Annotated in this window: 14 protein-coding genes and 1 tRNA gene; 7 read left to right on the top strand and 8 right to left on the bottom strand. The window is 65.3% G+C overall.

Going from position 1 to position 15,018, the window contains the following annotated elements:
• Nucleotides 1-4 precede the first annotated feature (4 nt).
• Both rplI and ACSBM8_RS06550 read left to right on the top strand, forming a co-directional pair.
• Nucleotides 5-598: a 50S ribosomal protein L9 gene (rplI, locus tag ACSBM8_RS06555; RefSeq protein WP_442680847.1), complete on the top strand. Its 594-nt coding sequence runs from the start codon at nt 5-7 to the stop codon at nt 596-598.
• A 132-nt stretch (nt 599-730) separates the two neighbouring features.
• The gene (locus tag ACSBM8_RS06550; RefSeq protein ID WP_442680846.1) at nt 731-1,789 is read left to right on the top strand and encodes a LacI family DNA-binding transcriptional regulator; all 1,059 of its coding nucleotides are present in this window, start codon (nt 731-733) and stop codon (nt 1,787-1,789) included.
• On the opposite strand, the gene ACSBM8_RS06545 is transcribed toward ACSBM8_RS06550, so the two are convergent.
• On the bottom strand, nt 1,772-4,264 hold the full coding sequence (locus tag ACSBM8_RS06545) for an ABC transporter permease (protein ID WP_442680845.1): 2,493 nt from the start codon (nt 4,262-4,264) through the stop codon (nt 1,772-1,774). The two genes, ACSBM8_RS06550 and ACSBM8_RS06545, sit on opposite strands and share 18 nt — an antisense overlap.
• The gene (locus ACSBM8_RS06540) at nt 4,261-4,992 is read right to left on the bottom strand and encodes an ABC transporter ATP-binding protein (protein WP_442680844.1); all 732 of its coding nucleotides are present in this window, start codon (nt 4,990-4,992) and stop codon (nt 4,261-4,263) included. The genes ACSBM8_RS06545 and ACSBM8_RS06540 overlap by 4 nt, the downstream gene beginning before the upstream one ends.
• Here ACSBM8_RS06540 and ACSBM8_RS06535 point away from each other — a divergent pair.
• On the top strand, nt 4,986-5,669 hold the full coding sequence (locus ACSBM8_RS06535) for an arylesterase (RefSeq protein ID WP_442681502.1): 684 nt from the start codon (nt 4,986-4,988) through the stop codon (nt 5,667-5,669). The two genes, ACSBM8_RS06540 and ACSBM8_RS06535, sit on opposite strands and share 7 nt — an antisense overlap.
• Nucleotides 5,670-5,821: 152 nt before the next feature.
• Nucleotides 5,822-5,895 (top strand) — tRNA-Gly (locus tag ACSBM8_RS06530).
• A 235-nt stretch (nt 5,896-6,130) separates the two neighbouring features.
• Here ACSBM8_RS06530 and ACSBM8_RS06525 read toward each other — a convergent pair.
• The 6 genes from ACSBM8_RS06525 to ACSBM8_RS06500 all read right to left on the bottom strand — a co-directional run bounded on the left by ACSBM8_RS06525 (nt 6,131) and on the right by ACSBM8_RS06500 (nt 11,954).
• Nucleotides 6,131-6,775, bottom strand: coding sequence for a dTMP kinase (locus ACSBM8_RS06525; protein WP_442680843.1), 645 nt, complete (start codon nt 6,773-6,775; stop codon nt 6,131-6,133).
• Nucleotides 6,775-7,869, bottom strand: coding sequence for a PEP/pyruvate-binding domain-containing protein (locus tag ACSBM8_RS06520; RefSeq protein ID WP_442680842.1), 1,095 nt, complete (start codon nt 7,867-7,869; stop codon nt 6,775-6,777). Before ACSBM8_RS06520 ends, ACSBM8_RS06525 begins: the two co-directional genes overlap by 1 nt.
• Entirely contained in the window at nt 7,866-9,695 is a 1,830-nt protein-coding gene (locus ACSBM8_RS06515) for a PEP-utilizing enzyme (protein ID WP_442680841.1), read from the bottom strand. Before ACSBM8_RS06515 ends, ACSBM8_RS06520 begins: the two co-directional genes overlap by 4 nt.
• Nucleotides 9,692-10,843 (bottom strand): hypothetical protein, encoded by a 1,152-nt coding sequence (locus tag ACSBM8_RS06510; RefSeq protein WP_442680840.1) that lies wholly within the window; start codon nt 10,841-10,843, stop codon nt 9,692-9,694. The genes ACSBM8_RS06515 and ACSBM8_RS06510 overlap by 4 nt, the downstream gene beginning before the upstream one ends.
• A 61-nt stretch (nt 10,844-10,904) precedes the next feature.
• A complete protein-coding gene (locus tag ACSBM8_RS06505; protein WP_442680839.1) occupies nt 10,905-11,720 on the bottom strand; it encodes a ferritin-like domain-containing protein in 816 nt (271 codons plus the stop codon).
• 15 nt (nt 11,721-11,735) lie between these two features.
• Nucleotides 11,736-11,954, bottom strand: a complete 219-nt coding sequence (locus ACSBM8_RS06500; RefSeq protein WP_442680838.1) for a hypothetical protein — start codon at nt 11,952-11,954, stop codon at nt 11,736-11,738.
• A gap of 136 nt (nt 11,955-12,090) precedes the next feature.
• On the opposite strand from ACSBM8_RS06500, the gene ACSBM8_RS06495 reads away from it, so the two are divergent.
• The 3 genes from ACSBM8_RS06495 to ACSBM8_RS06485 are packed head-to-tail and all read left to right on the top strand — an operon-like array spanning nt 12,091 to nt 14,907.
• Nucleotides 12,091-13,299: a methyltransferase gene (locus ACSBM8_RS06495; RefSeq protein ID WP_442680837.1), complete on the top strand. Its 1,209-nt coding sequence runs from the start codon at nt 12,091-12,093 to the stop codon at nt 13,297-13,299.
• 4 nt (nt 13,300-13,303) lie between these two features.
• Complete coding sequence (locus ACSBM8_RS06490) at nt 13,304-13,990, top strand: amino acid kinase family protein (protein ID WP_442680836.1); 687 nt, start codon at nt 13,304-13,306, stop codon at nt 13,988-13,990.
• Complete coding sequence (locus ACSBM8_RS06485; protein WP_442680835.1) at nt 13,987-14,907, top strand: TauD/TfdA dioxygenase family protein; 921 nt, start codon at nt 13,987-13,989, stop codon at nt 14,905-14,907. Before ACSBM8_RS06490 ends, ACSBM8_RS06485 begins: the two co-directional genes overlap by 4 nt.
• Nucleotides 14,908-15,018 lie beyond the last annotated feature (111 nt).

Below are 15,018 nucleotides of genomic sequence, written 5' to 3'. Positions count from 1 at the left end.
ACGCATGGACGTGATCCTGCTTGAGCGCGTCGAGAAGCTCGGCGCCATCGGCGACGTCGTCTCCGTGAAGAACGGTTTCGCACGTAACTATCTTCTGCCCAACAAGAAGGCGCTGCGCGCCAACGAGTCCAACAAGAAGGTTTTCGAAAGCAATCGCGCGCAGATCGAGGCGGATAACGCTTCGCGTCGCGCGGATGCCGAGAAGGCTTCGAAGGGCGTCGACGGCAAGACCCTGACGTTGATCCGTCAGGCGTCGAACACCGGCCAGCTTTATGGTTCGGTTTCGGCCCGTGACGTTGCCGAGCTGCTGGCCGAGGACGGCACCAAGGTCGCCAAGAACCAGATCGTCCTGGACAAGCCGATCAAGGCGATCGGTGTGACCACGGTCAAGATCGCCCTGCACCCGGAAGTGTCGGTGTCGATCAAGGTCAATGTCGCACGCTCGCCTGAGGAAGCCGAACTGCAAGCCCAGGGCGTTGACGTCATGGCGCAGATGTTCGAGCGCGACGAGGCTGGCTTCACCGAGGCGTACGATCCGAATGCGGAGCCTGGCGAGATTGCCAGCGACGCGGCGACCGATCGCGCCGACGAAGCCTAATCCGTTTCAAAAGCAATAAGAAAGGCCGTCCGGACCAGGTCCGGGCGGCCTTTTTTAGTGTGCGCGGAGTTGCTATTGTTCCCGGCGGGAGGGGCATGACATTTTGGGGGAGCCCTTCGGGCATATAACATCATGAACGATATGAGCCCGCATCGTCCGCCGGCGACAATTTCCGATGTGGCGCTGGCGGCGGGTGTGTCGATCAAGACGGTTTCGCGGGTGTTCAACGCCGAGCCGAACGTCCGGGCGGAAACGCGGCGCCATGTGCTGCAGATCGGCGCCGCGCTGGATTATCATCCCAACATGGCCGCCCGCAGCCTGGCCGGCGGCCGATCCCAGCTGATCGGCCTGCTCCACGACAATCCTTGCGGCCATTACATTCTTGGCCTGGAGGCGGGCACGCTTGATCGGCTGCGTGGCGATCGGTGGCGGCTGCTGGTGATGCCGTGCGAGGATTCGGCGCGCATGGCGATGCAGACCGTGGCGCTGGTGCGCTCGACCGGGATCGCCGGGGTGATGCTGAGTTCGCCGATCTGCGACAATAAGGACATCGTGAACGGGTTGATCGCGGCCCGCATTCCGCTGGTTCGCATCGGCCCTACGCCCGACCCCGCGATCGATGCCGTGGCACCGTCGGTCGGCGTGGACGATCGATCGGCTGCCGCGGACATGGCGCGGCACCTGCTTGCGCTCGGCCATCGCCGGGTTGCCGTTCTGCGCGGCGATCCGGTCCATCCCTCCAGCAAAGCCCGCTGGGAGGGTTTCACGCAGGCGATGCGCGACGCGGGCGCGGCAATCGAGCCGGATTTGATCGGATGCGGGATGTATGCATTCGAAGGCGGGCTGAGCGCCGCCCGGTCACTGCTGGACCGCGCGGATCGTCCGACGGCAATCTTTGCCGAGAATGACGATATGGCGACGGGCGCGATCATCGCGGCGGGCGAGCGCGGCATTGCCGTGCCGACCGCTCTGTCCGTCGTCGGCTTCGACGACAGCCAGATCGCCCGTACCGTATGGCCGCGTGTCACGACGATCCGGCAGCCGCTGGAGGAGATGGCGCAAGCTGCGGCGGATGCGCTGATCGCCCTGCTGGAAGGGTCGCGCCGGACGATCGCGCATCGCCTGCTCCCCTACGAGCTCGTGATACGCGAATCGAGCGGCCCTGCCGCGGGATCAGGTCTCGCGCAGTGACCGGCCGGGTCTGGTGCCCAATGTCGGCAGGTTGCCGAGCACGCCGATTCCGATCGTCACCACAATCGCCGCGAGCAGCGTCGCCGCAACGATCAGCGGATCGGGATCGAACGGCAGCGTCAACACCTGCACGACCACATACCAGCCGGCAAAGCCCCCGACCGCAAGGGCAATGCCAGCCAGGAGGGCGGAGAGGAGCGCATATTCGATCGCCTGCCCGGCCAGGACCTGCCGTCGACGCGCGCCCAGCAGCTTGAGCACCGCAATATCGTAGCGACGCGCCTGACCGGAGGCGGTGATCGCCCCGATCAGCACGATGAAGCCGGCGGCGACGGTGATCGTACCGGTCGCGCGAATGGCGAGCGCGATATTGCCGAGTATGTCCCCGATCTGGCTGGCGATATCGCCGGTGCGGATCATCGAGACGGACGGCAAGGCATCGCCGACCGCCCGTGCGATGGCGCCGTCCCGGTTGGCGGGTGCGTAGACGCTGGCCAAGAGGCCGTGGGGCGCCTCCTCGATATAGCCGGGCGAAAAGATGATCGCGAAGTTCAGCCCCAACCCGCCCCAATCGACCTTCCGCAGCGCCGCGATCCGCGCAGGGACGTCGACGCCCAGCACGGAGATGGTCAGCGTGTCCCCAACTTTCAGGCCCAGCGTTTGCGCGGCCTTGTCTTCGATCGAGATCAAGGGCGGGCCGCGATAGTCCGCCGGCCACCACCGCCCTGCGACGACGCTGTTGCCGGACGGTATCGTCTTGGACCAGGTCAGCGTGCGGTCGCCCCGAACGATCCAGGCGCCGTCGGGCAGGTTGCGCATGTCGGCAACCCGGCGCCCTTTGATGGCAGTGACCGCGCCTCGCAGCGATGGGCTCGTCTCGATCCGAGCGGACGGCGCCACCGATCGCACCGCGGCGCGGAATCGCACCGCGTCGCCAGGCTGCAGATCGATCGCGAAGAAGCGCGGCGCCTTGGCCGGGGCGGCGTTGGTGATCTCGCTGGAAAGGCTGGTGTCGATCACGGCGAGCGCCACGAACAGGGAGAAGCCCAGGCCGAGAGCGACGATCAGCCGATCGGTCTGGGCGCCGGGGCGGTGCAGATTGGCGAGTGCGAGGCGCAAGAGCGGCCGCCGGGGCTTTGGCAGGCGTGCAAGCAGCCAGCGCATGCCCAGCCCCACCAGCCACAAAGCGACGATCAGGCCGCCCGTGGCACCGACGAACCCCAGCGCGATACTGCGATCCGTCGCCGTCAGTACGGCCAGCGCCACCAGCGCGCAGAGCAGCAATCCCATCCCCGCCACCGTCACGAGGGACGGCCGCGAGGGCGGCGCCAGGATGTCGCGCAACAGCGAGGCGGCCGGCACCGACCGTGCCCGGGCGAGCGCCGGCAAAGCAAATAGCAGCGCCACGATCAGCGCCAGCCCGGCGGCGATCAACAACGGCTGCGGGTAGATCGCGATCTCCGGCGAAACCGGCAGCGCGTCGCCGACCGCCCGTGCCACCAAAGCCGGCAGGGCCGCCCCTACCGCGAGCCCCGCGACAATGCCCACGCCCGCAATCAGCCCCAGTTCGATCAGGAAGATCGCCGCGATCGTGCCGGAACGCGCGCCGAGAACCTTGAGCACCGCAATCGCCCGGGTCTTCCGGCTGAGATAGGCACTGACCCCGCTGCCGACGCCGACACCGGCGATCGCCAACGCCGCCAGCCCGACCAGGAGCAGGAACTGACCCAATTGGGTGACGGTGCGACGCAACCGATCCGTGGCGCCCTCCGGCGTGCGGCTGTTCCAGCCCGCTGACGGAAAGCGCCGCTGCAGCGCCTTGCCCACTGCCGCGGCATCCGCCCGGGGTGGCAGGAGCAGGCGATAGCGGCTTTCGTAGAGGCTGCCCGGCTGGATCAGGCCGGTTGCATCGATCGCGGCAGCATCGACGATCACCGTCGGCCCGAGACTGAACCCCTCGCCCAGGCGATCGGGTTCGTTGGCGATGACGCCGATCACCTGGAAGGACGCCGCCCCAATCCGGACCCACGATCCGATCCGCACCCCGATCCTGTCCGCCAGGGCGGGCGAGATCGCCACCTGACGCCCGCGCGGGCGGGCTGCCAAGGCACCGGGCTCCAGCGTGAATGTGCCGAGCATGGGCCAATTGCCGTCGACCGCCTTCAACTTGACGAGAGCGGGCGCGCCGCCGCCGGATGCTTGCGCCATCGCGCGCATCGCGACGGTTTCCGAAACCTTCCCCAAGGCGGCAAAGCGGGCCGATTCCTCGACGGTCGCCCGCCGCTGCGAGACGCGCATTTCCAGATCGCCGCCCAGCCCCATCCGGCTCTGCGTATCGAGCGCCTGAGTGATGCTGGCGGACAGGCTGCCGATCCCCGCCAATGCGGCGGTGCCAAGGAACAGGCACAAGGCGAGCAGCCACAGGCCGCGCCCGCCCGTGCGCAGGTCGCGTAGCGCCAGCTTGAGGGCGATCATTCGGCGCGCATGTGATCGGAAAGGATGCGTCCGTCACCCAGGGTGATGACCCGCGCGCATCGATCCGCCAGCCGGGGATCGTGGGTGATCACGAACAGGGTCGTTCCTGACTGTGCATGACGCGCAAACAACAGATCCATAATCTCCGTACCGGTTGCCGTATCCAGATTGCCGGTAGGCTCATCCGCAAAGATCAGCATCGGCTGCGGCGCCAGCGCCCGTGCGATCGCAACCCTTTGCTGTTCGCCACCGGACAATTGCGCCGGATAATGTTGCAGACGTTCGGCCAGCCCAACAGCCGCAAGCTCTCGCGCCGCGCGGTCGAATGCATCAAGCATGCCGGCGAGTTCGAGGGGCACGGCGACATTTTCCAGCGCCGTCATCGTCGGCAAAAGGTGAAAGGCCTGCAGCACGATGCCGATGCGCCCGCGCCGCGCCATCGCCAGCCGGTCTTCATCGAGCGTGCCGAAATCCAGATCCGCCACGCGCACCTGCCCGCCGCTAGGCCGCTCCAGGCCCGTCAGGATGGCCATCAGCGAGGATTTGCCCGAGCCGGACGGCCCCAGCAGCGCCACGCTTTCGCCTGCCCGCACGGTGAGGTCGATGCCGCGAAGTATCTCCACCTGGGCCGGGGCGCGGCCGAGCGACAGCGTAACGTTGCGCACGTCGATAAGCGCGCTATCGCTTTGAGGAAGCGGTGGTGAAAGCGGAGATGCGGGTGATGCCATTATTCAGGCGATATGGTGCGGGGCGGACGCTTGTCCATCGCGCGGCGACGCTTTGTTTCGTTGGCTCGCTGCTGGCGCTGGTTGCGGCGGCGCCCGTCCGGGCTGCCGACCGGCTGATCTGGGCCCTGGGTGACAGCCTGACCGCTGGCTATGGCCTGCCGCCGGCCGATGGCTTTACCAATCAGCTGGAGCGGGCGCTGCGGGCGCAGGGCGTTGCCGCGCATGTCGCCAACGGCGGCGTATCCGGCGACACCACGGCCCAAGGCCGGGCGCGTTTGTTATGGGGTCTGCGCGGGCTGCACGCGAAGCCCGATCTCGCCATCGTCGAGCTGGGTGCCAACGACATGCTGCGCGGCCTGCCGCCGACGCAGGCACGCGCCAATCTGGAGGTCATCCTGGCCGAGCTGAAACGACGCCGCATCCCGACGCTGGTCGCCGGCATGCGGGCGTCGCCCAATCTGGGTGTGCCGTATGTGCGGCAGTTCGACGCCATCTTCCCGGCCCTCGCGGCGAAATATGGCGCGCGTTTCTATCCATTCTTCCTCGATGGCGTGGCCGGCAATCGCGCGCTGATCCAATCCGACGGCCTGCACCCCAATGCGCGGGGCGTTCGCATCATCGTCCAGCGCATGCTGCCACATGTCCGCCGCGCCCTTGGGGCGCCACCTGCCCGCTGATCGGCGGTCGCCGAACGCTGCAAATCGCGCGATCCGCATTGACGGCGCGGCGCCTTACGTGGCAGTCGGCGATCAGATGGGAGACAGGGCGGCAACGCGACTGGTCTCCAATCTGGCGAGCAGCCGACGAAGCGCATGCTTTTCAGGCTCTTGCGGGTGTAGCTCAATGGTAGAGCAGAAGCTTCCCAAGCTTACGACGAGGGTTCGATTCCCTTCACCCGCTCCACGCGCCCAAAGGTCTCGGATTGCATAAGCGCTATTCGTCGTCGGTGCGCATCCCGACCAGCAGCTGCCTAGAGGGTGCACATCTCGGCAAGTTGGTCGATGCAGCCGAGCCGCAAACTTTTGCTTGCTAGCATCTCGATCCTCACGTCGCCGAGAACCCCGATTTGCCGAAGATCGTTGGCTTGGGATCTTGAGCCTTGATTCTGGCGCGAACGCCTAAGGACCAACCGGATTACTCAAAGGCTGATCTGCGGCGCTTGGGCGGCGTCGGCCATGGCCTTCGCCGGGGAGCAAAGGTCCGCCACGATCGCGACCAGGTCCGCCACCGGCATCCTGCCGTCGAGCAGAGTCTGCGGAATATCGGTGATAAAGCCATGTATCGCACGGCGTAGCGCGGCTTGGAATGGCACGAAATTGTCCGGCCGGCCGGCGCACTCGAAGAAGTTCAATTCTCCCTTGCGGGCACGTGAGGTTTCCAGTGGCGTATCCAGATACAGGATGTGGTCCGGCGCAGGCAGCGATGCGCACACGTCGTACAGAAATGGCGCTGCCATATCGAGAACCCGCATCTTGCCGACGAACTTGTACCAGTAGGAATCGACGATCACCGTCTTTCCTGCTGCCAGCGCGGGATGGATGAGCATTTCAAATTCGAGCGCGGCGAGATAGCAAAACTGCGCGGCGCGCGAGAGCGGCCCCAGGCGGCGCGACGTCTCCGGGCCGTCCAGCCCGGGCAACAGGCTGGGCAGCAGGGTCACCGATGCAATCTGCTTCCAATGCACGGTGACGATCTCGGGATGCCGCGCTTCGAGCGCCTGCAACAGCGTCGTCTTGCCGCTCCCATCGCCCCCCAGCAGACAGTAGAAGGACCCCGGCCGCATCAGACTGCGCGCGCCCTACCGGCCATGCTGAGCCCTCGCAGCACATAGCTTACCGCATCGGGTGCGGGCGTGGGCCCGCAACGCGCCGGCTTCGCCTTCCAGGCAGTTTCGGGCCGGCTCTGCAACACCACGATGCCGTCTCCGCCCGCAGGGTTCCGGTCGATCGCCCATTCAATGTCCTGCGGCTCGCCGAAGCGATGCTCAATGGCTTTGGCGACAGTGGCAAGCCGCTGGACCTCGCCATCGCTCAGGCAGGGCTGCGCGCACCGCGTGGCCGCAACGGCCACCCGCGTAACCCCGCCCCCGGTGGCAACGCCATATTCCCATGGCTTCGGCGCAATGGTGCGAGTGAGGATCTGCAAGGTCGCTTTTTCCACCAGGAACCGGTCGGGAGTCGCTTCGCCCGAGACAACGCTCTCGCCGAACCCCCAATTCGCTTCGATCGCGATCTTCGAACGATCGCCGTTGGCCGGGTTCATCGTGAAGGTGACGCCCGCCGTACGAGCATCGACCATCCGCTGCATTACGACCGCCATCCAGGCCTTCTCCGTCGGGAAGCCGAGCGCCTTGCGGTAGAGAATGGCCTGCGGGGAAAAGAGGCTGGACCACACCTTGCGCACATGCGCGATGACGGGTTCGGCACCGCGCACCCACAAAAATGTCTCCTGCTGCCCGGCGAAGCTGCGGGTCGCCAGGCATTCGGCGGTCGCGCTTGATCGGATAGCGACCGGCGGATCGGGCATGCCGGCCCCGTGCGCGATCACCGCATAGCCATCCAGAATCGCGCGGCGGCAATCTGGCGGCATCGGCTCGGCTTCGATCAACCTGCGGATCTGTCGACTCGCCAGGCGTGCAGCCGCAGATTCTTCGCCCGCCATCCCGCGGAGAGCATCGTGCACACGTCGCTCGAGGCCGCCTCCCATCAATGCACGGTAGGCGCTTGTCGTCAGCACGAAGCCCGGCGCACCGCGAAACCCGGCCCGCTCAAGAGCCCCCAGCCGCGCCGCTTTGCCCCCGACATTGTGAAGCCGCTCAAGCCCGCATGCCGCCAGGGGCAGGACCAGTGGCACGGCACCGCAGCGCGCTTCCGTCATGGCAGGACAGTTACCACCCCCGTGTCGCCATTTACGCGAACGCGCTGGCCCGTCCGGATCCGTTCGGTGCCATCAAAGGTACCGACCACAGCGGGAAGCCCGTACTCGCGTGCGACGATGGCGGCGTGGCTCATAATGCCGCCGGAGTCGGAGACCGCTGCCCCGATCCGGCCGAACACCGGCGCCCAGCTTGGGGTAGTGACCGGACAGACCAGGATCTCGCCGGGTCGGAGCTCGGATAGCTGGTCGGTACTGTGAATGACGCGCGCCAAGCCTTCGGCAAAGCCCGGAGCCGCCGCACAGCCCTTGACCTCTGCCGGGTTCCTCGCTCCGGCTCCACCCGCCCATTCGCTGACAATGGTGTCGTCGATGCCCCACAGCATGATCATGAAGGGATCGGCGATGCGATCCGGCGGCGTGCCCAACCCCGAGGGCGGACGCCAGGCTCGCAGCCTGGCATAGATCGCCTTGCGACGTTCGACCTCCGCCGGCCACATGCTGGGCCCGCGCGCCGACGTTCCGACCGCCCAGGCGGTGATCAGATCGAACAGCGCGGTCTCGATCTCGAACCGATTGAGAAAGAAAATGTCCTCCGCGTCGGCGATGAATCCACTATCGCGAAAGATCTTCCCGAAATCGCGGATCTTGTTCCAGAAGACTGTGTGATGCCAATGTTCAACGAAGAAGTTGTGGTTTTCTACATAAGGAAACACCCGTCGCGATAGTTCAAGCAGATCGCTGAACGTCTTGCGGCTGTCCGCCCCATCCAGGAAGGAGCGATATTCCTCGGTTATCCGATCGCGGGTCGCGCGGATCTCATCGACGGGACGGTCGATATCCTCACCGCGTTCCAGCCGGGCGACATAGTCGCGCAATGCTGCAAGGGGCAGCTGGAGATCGTCGATCCAGCTGCGGTCGTGGTGATACAGGCCGTTCCCCGTCGAAAAATTGAACCATGGCCGCTTGGCTTGGTCGAGACGGGCCAGCCACGTCCGGCCCGCCTCGCTCGCCGCCAGCGCGGAGAGCAGCGCATCGGTCGCATGCTCGCGCAGCAACTCCCCCTGCAGGCCAAGCTCGACGCCCAGCCGGGCGAGCGCCCGCACCTCATCATCCGGCCGAAACAGCAGCACGTCCATGCCGGCGACCATCTTCGCAACCGATTGGTCAGGTATACCGGGGAAGGCTTCGCGGCAGAATTCGAGAAAGGTGAGATAGGCGAAGTAACCCAGGTTGAGCATCTCGAAATGATATTGCCAGATCTTGAAAAGGCTTTCGATGACCCGGTTATAGGCTTCCAGTAATTCGTAGCCGGAGCTCACCCCCTTGCCTTCGGTGACGATGGAAACATCTTCCATGTCCGGCAGGCTGCTCACCTTGATCGCAGTCAGCGCGGCGATATGCGCTTGCGCCTTCGACTGCCATTGGTCGTAAAGCCGGTCCCAATTGTCGAAATAATAGCCTGCACGCTCCCGAAAGATTTCGGACCTGCGCCCGATTTCCGCGGCGTCTTCGATCCCGTTGGGGCTCATGTACAGATAGCCGTTCAGAATGCGCTGATCCATTCCGAGCGCGGCGGGCACCATGAAGATGCGGGTGTTATATTGCGACAGCCCGATCCAGTGCACCTCGCACATGATCGCATCGAACGGATACATGGGCTCGGCATGGTGGATCTTGTCGGTGAACCAGAACTTTCCCTCCTCGAAGGCGCGGCGTTCCTCACTGAAAACGTGGTAATAGGGATAGAAGCTTTCCCACCCCTCGGCGCCCGGCGGAGTGGCGATCGAGAAGGGACTCGGCAAGGCGCGGTCGGTCAGCGCGTTCACCCGACCGCCCGCTCTGTTTCCCATTCGACATACCCCCCGGACGGCGCGATTTCGCGGCACAGCCCCGCGGCAGTCAGCCGTGCCGCCAGCCGCTCCACGCGCGCCATGCCGCCGGCCAGTGCGGCCGCCTCACCCGGCGTGGTGCGCCCATCGAACAACAGTGCTAATGCCAACTCGCCGGCGTCCAGGTCGAGCACCGGCCCGAACTCATTCAGCCGCGCCATCCGCGCGCCCGCCGGGATCAGCGAAAAGTCGACATCGGGCAGCAGCGGCGCCAGCGGAACGCGCCACTCCCCTGTCCCCGACGCCAAGCGCTCCGCCCGCTGCGCGACGGGAAGGCCGAGCAGCACCGCCTCCGCCCACAGGAAAACGGCCCTCGCAAACGCCGATATGCGATCGACCTGATCTTGCACCCGTGCATCGGGGCGTTCGGGAAGCTGCTGCAACCGCCAGAACAATTCTGCCGCCGAAAGCCGCGCCGGGCGACAGAGCAAAGCCGCCTCCCAATCCGCCGGAAGTGATGCCAGCAACCGACTGCGCCACTTCGAGATCGGATTGGTACGGCCCCAACCGGCGAGCAAACCGTCAACCGCATGCCCGAGCAGTTTCTGCGCAGCGAACGCCATCGTTTGGTAGTCGCCGCACTGACGATAGCCTTCAAGATCGACCTGGATGGTTTTGGCGGCGTGCCTGGCGACATGCAGCTTCAGCCGCGACAGCTCGCCGATCGGCGGCCGAAAGCCTGTCGCGGTGCCGGCGGGGGTCACCCAAGACAGTCCATGCGCGATACGGTGCAACAGCACGCGATCGTCATGGCTGAAGGGCACGGCATCCGACGGGTCCCAACCCGCCCGTGCCCAACCGCGGAGCCTGGCGATCAGCCCCTCGGTACGCGGCCGGGGCAGGATGCGCACATCGACCACGCTTCGCCCGACCGACAGCACCACCTCGTCACGCGCACCTTGGGCCGCTGCCCGGTCGGTGATCAGGAACAGGTCGAGATCTGATTTGGCCGACCCGAGTCCCTCCGCAAGCGATCCGGCGGCCAGCAGCACATCCCCCGCCTCCACGCCGAGATGCGCCTCAACGGCGGCGATGACCCCGGCCTTGTCGGTCCCCCCAAGCGACAGAAAGTCGTCGATCTGCATCGCGCGTCAACGGGAGGCGAGACGGGACGCCGACGCCCACCCGGACAGGTGCGAACCGGCTTTAATCGAAAATCCCCTCGCCAAGCTGATCCACGGTCAACGCGTTGAACTCGGAGAAGCGCTTGCAGAAGAGGCGAACGAGGCGGTCGGGATCGAGATCCGCCGTCAGTTTCTCGATCAGCATCGCCGTGTAGCCGACATGGCGCAGTTCGTCGCCCAGCAGCCGGTCGAGCGTCTTCAACAGGCGGGGATGAACCTTGGGATCGGCATGTTCCAGCAGCGCGCGGCGCTGAAGCAGATGGTGGATGGTGGTGCGGATCTCGGCGATGTTTACTTGGACGAAGTCGTCGATCGTCGGCGGACGCCCATAAGGCGATCCCTCGACGACGAACAAATCTTGCGCCATCGCATAGCCCGGCGACAACTGCCGCAACTCACTGCGAAAGCTGCGACTGATCGCCCCCGGCAGTGCGAGATCGACGAACGATAGATAGAACATGGCGTGGCCGGATTCATCGACGGCGTGCTGCTTGAGCGCGTCGCGGATCTCATCGTCCGCCGCACAAGCGCCCATCGACCACAAGCGCGTCGCGCCCTCCCCCTCGCCGTGGGCATTCGTCAGCAAAGACGCGGCCATCCAGGCAGGGTCCCGGGCGGCAGCGCGATAGGAATCGCAATAGGCCTTGCCGCCGTAAGGCGGATCGTCCGCCAGCGCGGTCGTAAGCGCGGACAGATAGTGGGGGCAGCGCGCACCGAGCTGGGCGAGCGCCACCTCCGCCACTAGCAATATGCGCTCGCTGGTTTCGCCGGCCCAGAGAAGATCCCCTACAGTTGGCGAGGAAGGTTGCGCCGTTACAGCAAGATCAGCGAGCAGCATGCTTTGTGCCTTCGTTCAGATCGCAACAGACCTCGCATCGAATGGCGAGTTCATCGCAACGAAAGCACGGTCGGCATTTGGATATTTCCGGGCGATCTCGTCCAACGTGTCCTGATCGAGGACCAGCTTTCCGTTCTTTATGTGACCGGAAATGACTACGCCGAGCCGATCATCTCCCACCTTCCGCAAGGCTTCGGCTGCCTCAATCGAGGCATTTGACTTTTCACGTTCCATTGTCATCTTCCCTCATTGAATGGAAAAACCATAACAAACGACTCGAACGACTCGAAACTTGATAAGCCTATCACGCTATTTATGACTTTTCAAAACCAGTTGAATCACTAGTCGCACTCGCAACCGGAGCATTCATTTGATCCATTACGGTTGTACTTTGTCCGAGGAAGACGCGATTTCTTCGCGCGGCGCTGCCGATGATTGTGGGCAACCGTCGGCGGTACGTGGAGTTGTGCCGATGACGGCGACCACATTGGGTAACGGCAACGGCGATTCCGCAGCGCTTGCCCGGCTGGGCGACCTTTTGACCAGGTGCGGCTATGGCGCGTTCGTCGGGCATTTCGACCCTCTGGCGCCCGATCCGCAGCGATGGCGATCGCGCGCAGCGGGCGCGCCTCCGGCACTACGGCCGTTGCTCGACCTATTCCTGCTCAACCGGGACGTGCCGGCAGAGGTGTTGCCGGCTGGCCTCCACGGGCTGCTGCCGGATCTGGCCGCGCTCGGCCTGCTGAAGAATGCACCCGACGGAACGCTGAGCCTGGGCGGGCTGGTCCTGCTTGCCGTGCTGGGCACCTGGCTGTTCTGCGATCCGCCCCAGGCCGATGCGGATTTCTATCTCGGCGACGATTCGATGGCGCTGCTGACGCGGATGACGCCGGTGGCGGGTGGCGACGCGCTCGACCTCTGCGCAGGCCCCGGATTGCACGCCCTTCACGCCGCGCGATTTTCCCGGCGCGTTGTCGCGGTGGAGCGCGATGTCGCCGCGGCCCGGCTTGCGCGCATCAATGTCGATCTCAACAGACTTGGCGATCGGGTGCGGGTGCTGGAAGGCGATCTCTATACGCCGATTTCCGGGCAGCGCTTCGACAGCGTCACTGCTAATCCGCCCTGGCTTCCCTATCCGTCCGCGTTGCGACCACCCGCGATCGGCGAAGGCGGACCCGACGGACTGAAGCTGGTACGCCCCATCCTGTCCGGTCTTGGCCAGGTTCTCGAGGAGGGCGGCATCGCCCAGATGGTGGGCATGACCTGGAGCGACGGCCGACGGCCGCTCGCCCGCGACGAATTCTCGGCGCTTTCGGCTACCGCCGGGCTCGATATGCGCGTCGCGGCGCTTTCACACATCGCGCTCGACGACGGCGTCTTTGCCGGACGCTGGCTACATGCATTGTGTGCGGCGTCCGGCGAGACCGTCGCGTGCTGCCACGCTGCCATGATGGAGCTGATCGCCGACGCAAAGGCGACGCATCTGTGTGCCTATTTCCTCGACGCACGGCTTGGCCGGGGGCAGCTCGAAACCGTCGATCTTTCGGGTGGGCCACGCTCGTCGGCGTGGCATGTGTAACGCCGTGGCCGGATCCACCGTCCTCAAGATCGGCGGCAGCCTCATTCCCACCCATGTTCGCGCGCTGTGCCTTGCGATCAAGCGATCCGATCATCGCCGGCGGCTGGTACTGGTCGCAGGCGGCGGCGAGATCGCCGATGTCGTCCGCGGCTATCGCCGGGCGCTCGACCTTACCGACGCGACCACCTTCACTATGGCGTTACTGTCGATGGACCAGCACGCGCTGATGCTGGCCGAGCTGGGCTGCTTCCCGCTTGCTGAGTCGATCGACGCGCTTGCTTGCATTCCCGGGACGGTTTGCGTGCTCGCTCCGGCGGGCGACGCGCGACGCAATCGCTGGTGCGCCGACCTCGATATCGACCGCGTGTCCTCCGATGCCGTCGCAGCGTACGTCGCCGCCCAGATCGGCGCGGCGCTGGTGATCGCAACCGATGTCGACGGAATCTACGACCGGGACCCGAGGCTGGAGCACGGGGCGACGTTGCGCGATCAGGTCTATGCCGGAGATCTCGCTGCCTGGACGGCGATCGATGTGGAATCGGCCATCCTTATCCAGCGCTTCGCTCTCACGGCGACGATCGTAAACGGCACGCGGCCGGATCTGGTGGTTGATCATCTTGCCGGCATTCCGGTTCCGCATACCAAGGTGTTTGCGCGTAGGCCTGCGGATACGGGCGGCGTCGCGGCATGACGGTGGATGTCGTCGAACTCCAACCCCGGCTTGGATTTGGCTGTATCGTGACGGGCCTTTCAGACGATGATCTGGACGACGACGGGGTGCGCGCGGCGCTGCGGCGGCTATGGACACTCCACGGCCTGATTGTTTTCCGCGGCAGCCGGGCGACGCCCGGTTTCCAGGTCCGGCTCGGCAGCTGCTTCGGCACGCTCGAACGGCACAATTCGGCCTCGCTGCATGTCGACGGACATCCCGAACTCATCTGGCTGAACACAAAGGGGGAGCATCAGCCCGTCTACCGGGTTGCAGGCGAACCGGTAATAGGGTGGTTCCCCTGGCACTCCGACACGATCTGGCGCGCCGAGGTGATTAGGGGCGGCCTGCTCGGCGCGGCGACACTGCCCGCGCGCGGCGGCGACACCGGCTTTCAATGTCGTATCCGCGCCTATGAGCGCCTTCCCGCCGACCTGAAGCGAGAGATTGCGGAGATCGAGATTGTCTACAAGCTTAGCGAGAATATCGCCGACCATCCGTACACCCTGTCCGACGATGTGGTGCGGATCGTCAATCCACCCGTCCATGAGGAGATGGGACGGCTCATGGCCGCGATGGCACCGCCGGTCGCCCACGCGCTGGTGGTGCGGCAAAATGAGACCGGCCGCGACTATCTCAACTTTTCGCCGATGGGCGCCCGGCACGCGGTCGGGCTTAGCGATGCCGCTGCCCACGCCCTACTGACGCGGCTCGCCCAACATGTCTGTGACGACAGTGGATATCGGCACCGCTGGCAACCGGATGACATATTGGTGTGGGATAATTGGCGCATGAACCATCGCGCTTATGGGACGGTAGTTGGCGAGGAGCGCGCGCTGACGCGCGCGACGATCAGCAGCCCTCTCTGCCAAGGCCGGGTGCTCGAGCAGGTAGGGTAGCAAAACGAATTCTAGTCTAGCGGAAATCCTCGTCTCGACGGGCGGACAGGCGCCATTCCGACCCTTCACACGGCCGCTCGCGGATTTCCGGTGTGAAAGTGTTCGCTCTCC

Origin of the sequence: Sphingomonas sp. ASY06-1R (assembly GCF_052180265.1) — a bacterium.
Classification (GTDB): Bacteria; Pseudomonadota; Alphaproteobacteria; order Sphingomonadales; family Sphingomonadaceae; genus Sphingomonas_I.
This window is presented reverse-complemented; position numbering and strand designations above follow the sequence as displayed.

Coding starts and splice junctions, on each gene's coding strand:
- rplI (WP_442680847.1), top strand. CDS start 5: ATGGACGTGATCCTGCTTGAGCGCGTCGAGAAGCTCGGCGCCATCGGC.
- ACSBM8_RS06550 (WP_442680846.1), top strand. CDS start 731: ATGAACGATATGAGCCCGCATCGTCCGCCGGCGACAATTTCCGATGTG.
- ACSBM8_RS06545 (WP_442680845.1), bottom strand. CDS start 4,264: ATGATCGCCCTCAAGCTGGCGCTACGCGACCTGCGCACGGGCGGGCGC.
- ACSBM8_RS06535 (WP_442681502.1), top strand. CDS start 4,986: ATGCCATTATTCAGGCGATATGGTGCGGGGCGGACGCTTGTCCATCGC.
- ACSBM8_RS06540 (WP_442680844.1), bottom strand. CDS start 4,992: ATGGCATCACCCGCATCTCCGCTTTCACCACCGCTTCCTCAAAGCGAT.
- ACSBM8_RS06525 (WP_442680843.1), bottom strand. CDS start 6,775: ATGCGGCCGGGGTCCTTCTACTGTCTGCTGGGGGGCGATGGGAGCGGC.
- ACSBM8_RS06520 (WP_442680842.1), bottom strand. CDS start 7,869: ATGACGGAAGCGCGCTGCGGTGCCGTGCCACTGGTCCTGCCCCTGGCG.
- ACSBM8_RS06510 (WP_442680840.1), bottom strand. CDS start 10,843: ATGCAGATCGACGACTTTCTGTCGCTTGGGGGGACCGACAAGGCCGGG.
- ACSBM8_RS06505 (WP_442680839.1), bottom strand. CDS start 11,720: ATGCTGCTCGCTGATCTTGCTGTAACGGCGCAACCTTCCTCGCCAACT.
- ACSBM8_RS06500 (WP_442680838.1), bottom strand. CDS start 11,954: ATGGAACGTGAAAAGTCAAATGCCTCGATTGAGGCAGCCGAAGCCTTG.
- ACSBM8_RS06485 (WP_442680835.1), top strand. CDS start 13,987: ATGACGGTGGATGTCGTCGAACTCCAACCCCGGCTTGGATTTGGCTGT.